Here is a 4,889-nt window from a genome sequence, read left to right as displayed (position 1 = left end):
CGTGGGCTTCGACAGAGCAGGGGATCGCGTCATCTTCATGCGCGCCGGTTACCCGCATGAGTGCGCCCAGCCCGTTGAGCTATTCAAGTCGCGGTTTGAGAGGGTGATGACCGATGAGCAATAAACTTCAGGGGCTGGTTTGGGATGCATGCGCGCCTGCTGGCTTATCCATTTCTCAGGTGGCGATCATGTCCCGTCTTGCTGATTACAGCAACGACGAAGGTATCAGTTGGCCTTCCATCCCGCGCATAGCCCGTCAGGTTGGGGCGAAAAGCCCAAACACCGTGCGCAGCGCGCTGAAAGTTCTCGCCGCTGGCGGCTGGCTAAAAATTCAGGAGCGGAAAGCCAAAGGCCGCAATACCAGTCATATATACCGCCTCAACGTCGCAAAGCTGATCAAGGCTGCTGCTGAAGCAAATGCAGAAGATACCCCTTCAAATTTTGAAGCATCAAATTCTGAGGTATCAAAAATTGAAGCCTCAAATTCTGAGGGTTCAAATAACAAAGCGTTTTCAGCAGTTAACCCTTCAAATTTTGAAGCCGATCCACAAGTAACTACAACACCTGATCCACAAGGTAATAAAACCCTTAGTCCGGCCGCTTCGCAGCCAGACGGCAGCAGTGATGAAAGTTTTCTTGCCCTTCACCCAGAAGCGGTGGTGTTCAATGCCAAAAAACGCAAGTGGGGAAGTGCCGACGACCTGACAGCTGCTGAATACATCTGGGGAAAAATCATCCGCATGTACGAACAGGCCGCTGAATGCGATGGGGAGATTGCCCGCCCGAAAGAACCTGACATGACCCAGTGGGCAAACGAAGTCCGCCTGATGTGTACTGCCGACGGTCGCACTCACAAGCAAATCTGTGAACTTTTTGTCCGCGCAAACCGCGACACCTTCTGGTGCAAGAACATCCTGAGCCCGTCGAAACTCCGCGAAAAATGGGACGACCTGACAATCAAACTTAGCGCGAATGTCCCGGCTGATACTTCGGCTGGCGGCCATTGGAACAGCGCGCAAGCATGGGAGAACACCCTGTGAACAAAATGATGATGGCAGTTAAGAACCGAGACGGTGCCGCGCTGGCTCAGCTGATGCCAGAAGAGAAACAGCAACGTGTGGTGAACGCTGATGCTGAGAAGTTGGTCGACGTGTTGTTCACTAACCTGATGCAAATTTTCCCTGCTGCACGCCAGACAGCGCTGAGTACTCCGGCAGATATCGCGGCGGCGAAACGCCAGTGGATTTTGGCATTCGCTGAAAGCGGCGTGACCACGCTGGAACAGGTGAAAGCCGGGATGCGTATGGCCCGCCAGCAGGAAACAGACTTCTGGCCGAGCTGTGGAAAATTCATTGGCTGGTGTAAATCCGGTGCTGCTCAGGCCGCTGGCCTGCCGACCGTCGACGAGGTGATGACCGAGTTCAACCAGTATTGCGCGCGCCGCGGCGACTACAGCACACCAGCGGCTTACCCGTGGTCAGCGCCAATCATGTACTGGATTGTGACCGACGTTCGCAGACTAATGCTTCAGAACAACTACACCGAGGGTGAAGTCCGTAAATCCGTACAGCACAACCTGACTCTCTGGGCAAAACGCCTGGCGAAAGGTGAGCAGATCCCGGCACCGGTTGTGATGCTGTCTGCGCCAAAAGCGCCAGCAGGCCCGACACCCGCACAGATCATGTATGACGAGTATCTCCGGAAAAAACGGGAGGGCTGGTTATGAGCTACCAGCTGATTTACGCCGATCCGGCTTGGCAGTATTCCAACAAAATAAGCAACGGTGCGGCGGGCGACCATTACAGCACTATGCCGATCGAAGAAATGAAACGTCTGCCGGTCTGGTCTATCGCTGACGAAAACGCAGTTCTTGCAATGTGGTACACCGGTAATTTTGCCTCAGAAGCGGTTGAACTGGCGCAGGCTTGGGGCTTCAAGGTCAAGACCATGAAGGGATTCACCTGGGTGAAACTGTACGAACAGGCCCGCAGCCGTATTGAGCGCGCACTGGCAGAGCAGACCATGATGGATCTCGAAGACTTCATGGATGCTTTGAACGTCGAAACGGTTATGAATGGCGGCAACTACACGCGCGGCAACACCGAAGATGTGCTGATCGCCGTTCGCGGCTCTGGCCTCGACCGCCTCAGCGCCAGCGTTAAGCAGGTGGTATACAGCTGCCGCGGCGAGCATAGCGAAAAGCCAGCCGAGGTTCGTTTCCGTCTCGAGGAGCTTTACGGATCAGTATCCCGCATTGAGCTTTTTAGCCGTGGAGAGGCTGCCGGCTGGCATCACTGGGGGAACGAAAACCCGTTCAATGATATTGACTTGGTCCCGGCGACATTCACCGCCATTCCCGCAGCGCGTAATTCCCGCGTCAAAGTGCTGGCAGGTCATTATCAGGTTGTTTTGGCTGGCGCTTTACAGCAAAACCAACCGCAAAATATTCCTGAAATTATTCCGGTACCGGAAACCTGCAACCAGGTTTGGCCAGCAGAAGTTAATTACCTGTTTGACCGGGTGGCTGAATCCTCAAACCTCGCTGCTCACCTGCAGAACAAACTGCGTCACCACATCAATCACCTGAAAATGGACGGCCTGCCAACGGCTGAAATCATTCACACCGCTGGCACACTGGCCCGCGCAATGGGAGCAACAGCATGAAAGAAATCATCGTAGACAATTTTGCGGGCGGCGGCGGTGCGAGCACCGGTATTGAAATGGCAACTGGCCGCAGCGTGGATATCGCGATCAATCATGACGAAAACGCCATTGCGATGCACAGCACCAACCACCCTGAAACGCTGCATTACTGTGAATCCGTGTTTGATGTTGACCCTATCGCAGCTACCGCTGGCCGTCCTGTAGGACTGGCATGGTTCAGCCCGGATTGCCGTCACTTCAGTAAAGCCAAGGGCAGCAAACCGGTTAAGAAAGAAATCCGTGGTCTGGCCTGGATTGTGATCCGCTGGGCACTGGCAAAACGTCCGCGCGTGATGATGCTGGAGAACGTCGAAGAGTTTAAAACGTGGGGCCCGCTGCTTACCGCCGAAGATGGAACAGAGCATCCGGATCCGGCACGCTCTGGTGAAACCTTCGCGGCCTTCATCGGCATGCTGACCACCGGCGTTGCGGCTGATCATCCTGCGATTGCTGAGTGCTGCGAAGTGTTAAACATCGATGTGGCCAGCGACGATGTGCGCCGCCTGGTCGCCGGTCTGGGCTACGTAGTCGATCATCGCGAGTTGCGTGCATGTGATTTCGGCGCGCCGACCATCCGTCGCCGGTTCTTCATGGTGATGCGTTGCGACGGCCAGACAGTTCAATGGCCAGAAGCAAGCCACGGGGATCCGAAATCACTGGACGTTCAGAGCGGGAAGCTGGCGCCGTGGCGCACTGCCGCCGAGTGTATTGACTGGTCAATCCCATGCCCAAGCATTTTCGAGCGTAAAAAGCCGCTGGCAGAGAACACCCTGAAGCGCATTGCGCGCGGTATTCAGCGCTTCATGATAGACAACCCGACGCCATTCATCGTTGGAGCTGGTGGTTCTGCATATCAGGGAAAACCACGCAAAGTTGACGCACCATTCCATACGTTGATGAAAGAAAATCACTCAGCCTTAGTTACACCGATCATTGCACGTATCGGTCAGACCGGATTTGGCGGTGACCGCATGTCCTACCCAGCAACCAAAGGCCTTACAACAGTCACAAGCAAAGCTGAGCATCTACTCATCGCGCCAGTTATTGCACGTGAGTTCGGTAATAGCGTTGGTCACCCAGTCACTGAGCCAAACGGAACTGTGATGGGAGCCGGTGGCGGCAAGAGCCGTCTTTGTACGGCATTTTTAGCGAAACATTACGGTGGGAATTATACCGGTCCGGGTGTCGATATCGTGGGGCCGATTCACGGCGTTACCACTGTGGATCATCATGCTCTGGTCACTTCAAATCTAGTTCTGTTACGCGGCAGCTGCAAAGACGGGCGTGTAGTGACCGAACCAGTTCCGGCAATCACTGCTTTAGGACTTCACATCGGTGAGGTACGCGCTTTCCTGCTCAAGTATTACGGCAACGAGAAAGAAGGCATCAGTCTGGACGGGTCTCTGCACACCGTAACCACGAATGACCGGTTCGGCCTGGTCACAGTGGAAGGCGTCGATTACCAGATCGTTGATATCGGCATGCGCATGCTGCAACCGCATGAGCTTTACGCTGCTCAGGGCTTTCCTTCCTGGTACATCATCGATCAGGACTACCGCGGCAAAAAATATGCCAAAGACAAACAAGTAGCGCGTTGCGGTAATGCGGTTCCGCCGCCGTTCGCTGAAGCGCTGGTGCGCGCAAACCTGCCGGAAATGTGCGGCGCTGATAAAGAGGTGGCTGCGTGAACGAATTCCAGAAAATCTGGCTCTCTGCTTACAAAGGCTGGTTGATGGCTGTCTCCCCTTCGGGGGAGCTACATTCCACTGACTACACCGCCGCGCGGGAACATGCTGACGCAGTGCTTAACAGTCTGATCAAAGCGGGGGAAATAGCATGCGACTGACCCTGCCATTTCCGCCGAGCATCAACGGTTACTGGCGCTCCACCCGAAAGGGCGTGCTGATCAGCGAGCGGGGGAGGATCTTCCGGTCGAACACGCTGGCGGCGATTTATCAGCAGTTCCGCAGCCGTCCGCCTGCGCTGCTCACCGAACTGGAAGTGCATCTGGTTCTGTGTCCACCGACCAGGGCAAAGCGGGATTTAGATAACTTCCAGAAGGCGCTTTTTGATGGCCTGACCCACGCGGGGATCTGGAAGGACGACAGCCAGGTAAAACGAATGACGGTCGAGTGGGGGCCGGTTACCAAAGAAGGGAAGGCAGAAATAACGATTACTGATTTCAA

The 4,889-nt window shown here is 55.0% G+C and carries 6 protein-coding genes; all 6 read left to right on the top strand.

Translation table 11 applies throughout. The features are described from left to right. Positions 1-37: 37 nt before the first annotated feature. Positions 38-124 (top strand): DUF4222 domain-containing protein, encoded by an 87-nt coding sequence (locus tag J8X26_RS26190; protein WP_244370877.1) that lies wholly within the window; start codon positions 38-40, stop codon positions 122-124. After that, a complete protein-coding gene (locus J8X26_RS26185; RefSeq protein WP_152326559.1) occupies positions 114-1,040 on the top strand; it encodes a helix-turn-helix domain-containing protein in 927 nt (308 codons plus the stop codon). The genes J8X26_RS26190 and J8X26_RS26185 overlap by 11 nt, the downstream gene beginning before the upstream one ends. A gap of 5 nt (positions 1,041-1,045) precedes the next feature. Beyond that, positions 1,046-1,726: a replication protein P gene (locus tag J8X26_RS26180; RefSeq protein ID WP_244370876.1), complete on the top strand. Its 681-nt coding sequence runs from the start codon at positions 1,046-1,048 to the stop codon at positions 1,724-1,726. After that, positions 1,723-2,664, top strand: a complete 942-nt coding sequence (locus J8X26_RS26175) for an MT-A70 family methyltransferase (RefSeq protein ID WP_152326557.1) — start codon at positions 1,723-1,725, stop codon at positions 2,662-2,664. Before J8X26_RS26180 ends, J8X26_RS26175 begins: the two co-directional genes overlap by 4 nt. Continuing rightward, the gene (locus J8X26_RS26170) at positions 2,661-4,391 is read left to right on the top strand and encodes a DNA cytosine methyltransferase (RefSeq protein ID WP_208952460.1); all 1,731 of its coding nucleotides are present in this window, start codon (positions 2,661-2,663) and stop codon (positions 4,389-4,391) included. The genes J8X26_RS26175 and J8X26_RS26170 overlap by 4 nt, the downstream gene beginning before the upstream one ends. Positions 4,392-4,539: 148 nt before the next feature. Beyond that, the coding region (locus J8X26_RS26165) for a RusA family crossover junction endodeoxyribonuclease (protein ID WP_208952459.1) at positions 4,540-4,889 on the top strand (350 nt) is incomplete at its 3' end.

Origin of the sequence: Rahnella sp. ChDrAdgB13 (genome assembly GCF_017655185.1) — a bacterium.
GTDB classification, from domain to species: domain Bacteria; phylum Pseudomonadota; class Gammaproteobacteria; order Enterobacterales; family Enterobacteriaceae; genus Rahnella; species Rahnella contaminans.
Note: the sequence above shows the minus strand (reverse complement) of the source record. Positions and strands in the feature narration are given on the sequence as shown.

Coding starts and splice junctions, on each gene's coding strand:
- J8X26_RS26185 (WP_152326559.1), top strand. CDS start 114: ATGAGCAATAAACTTCAGGGGCTGGTTTGGGATGCATGCGCGCCTGCT.
- J8X26_RS26190 (WP_244370877.1), top strand. CDS start 38: ATGCGCGCCGGTTACCCGCATGAGTGCGCCCAGCCCGTTGAGCTATTC.
- J8X26_RS26175 (WP_152326557.1), top strand. CDS start 1,723: ATGAGCTACCAGCTGATTTACGCCGATCCGGCTTGGCAGTATTCCAAC.
- J8X26_RS26170 (WP_208952460.1), top strand. CDS start 2,661: ATGAAAGAAATCATCGTAGACAATTTTGCGGGCGGCGGCGGTGCGAGC.
- J8X26_RS26180 (WP_244370876.1), top strand. CDS start 1,046: ATGATGATGGCAGTTAAGAACCGAGACGGTGCCGCGCTGGCTCAGCTG.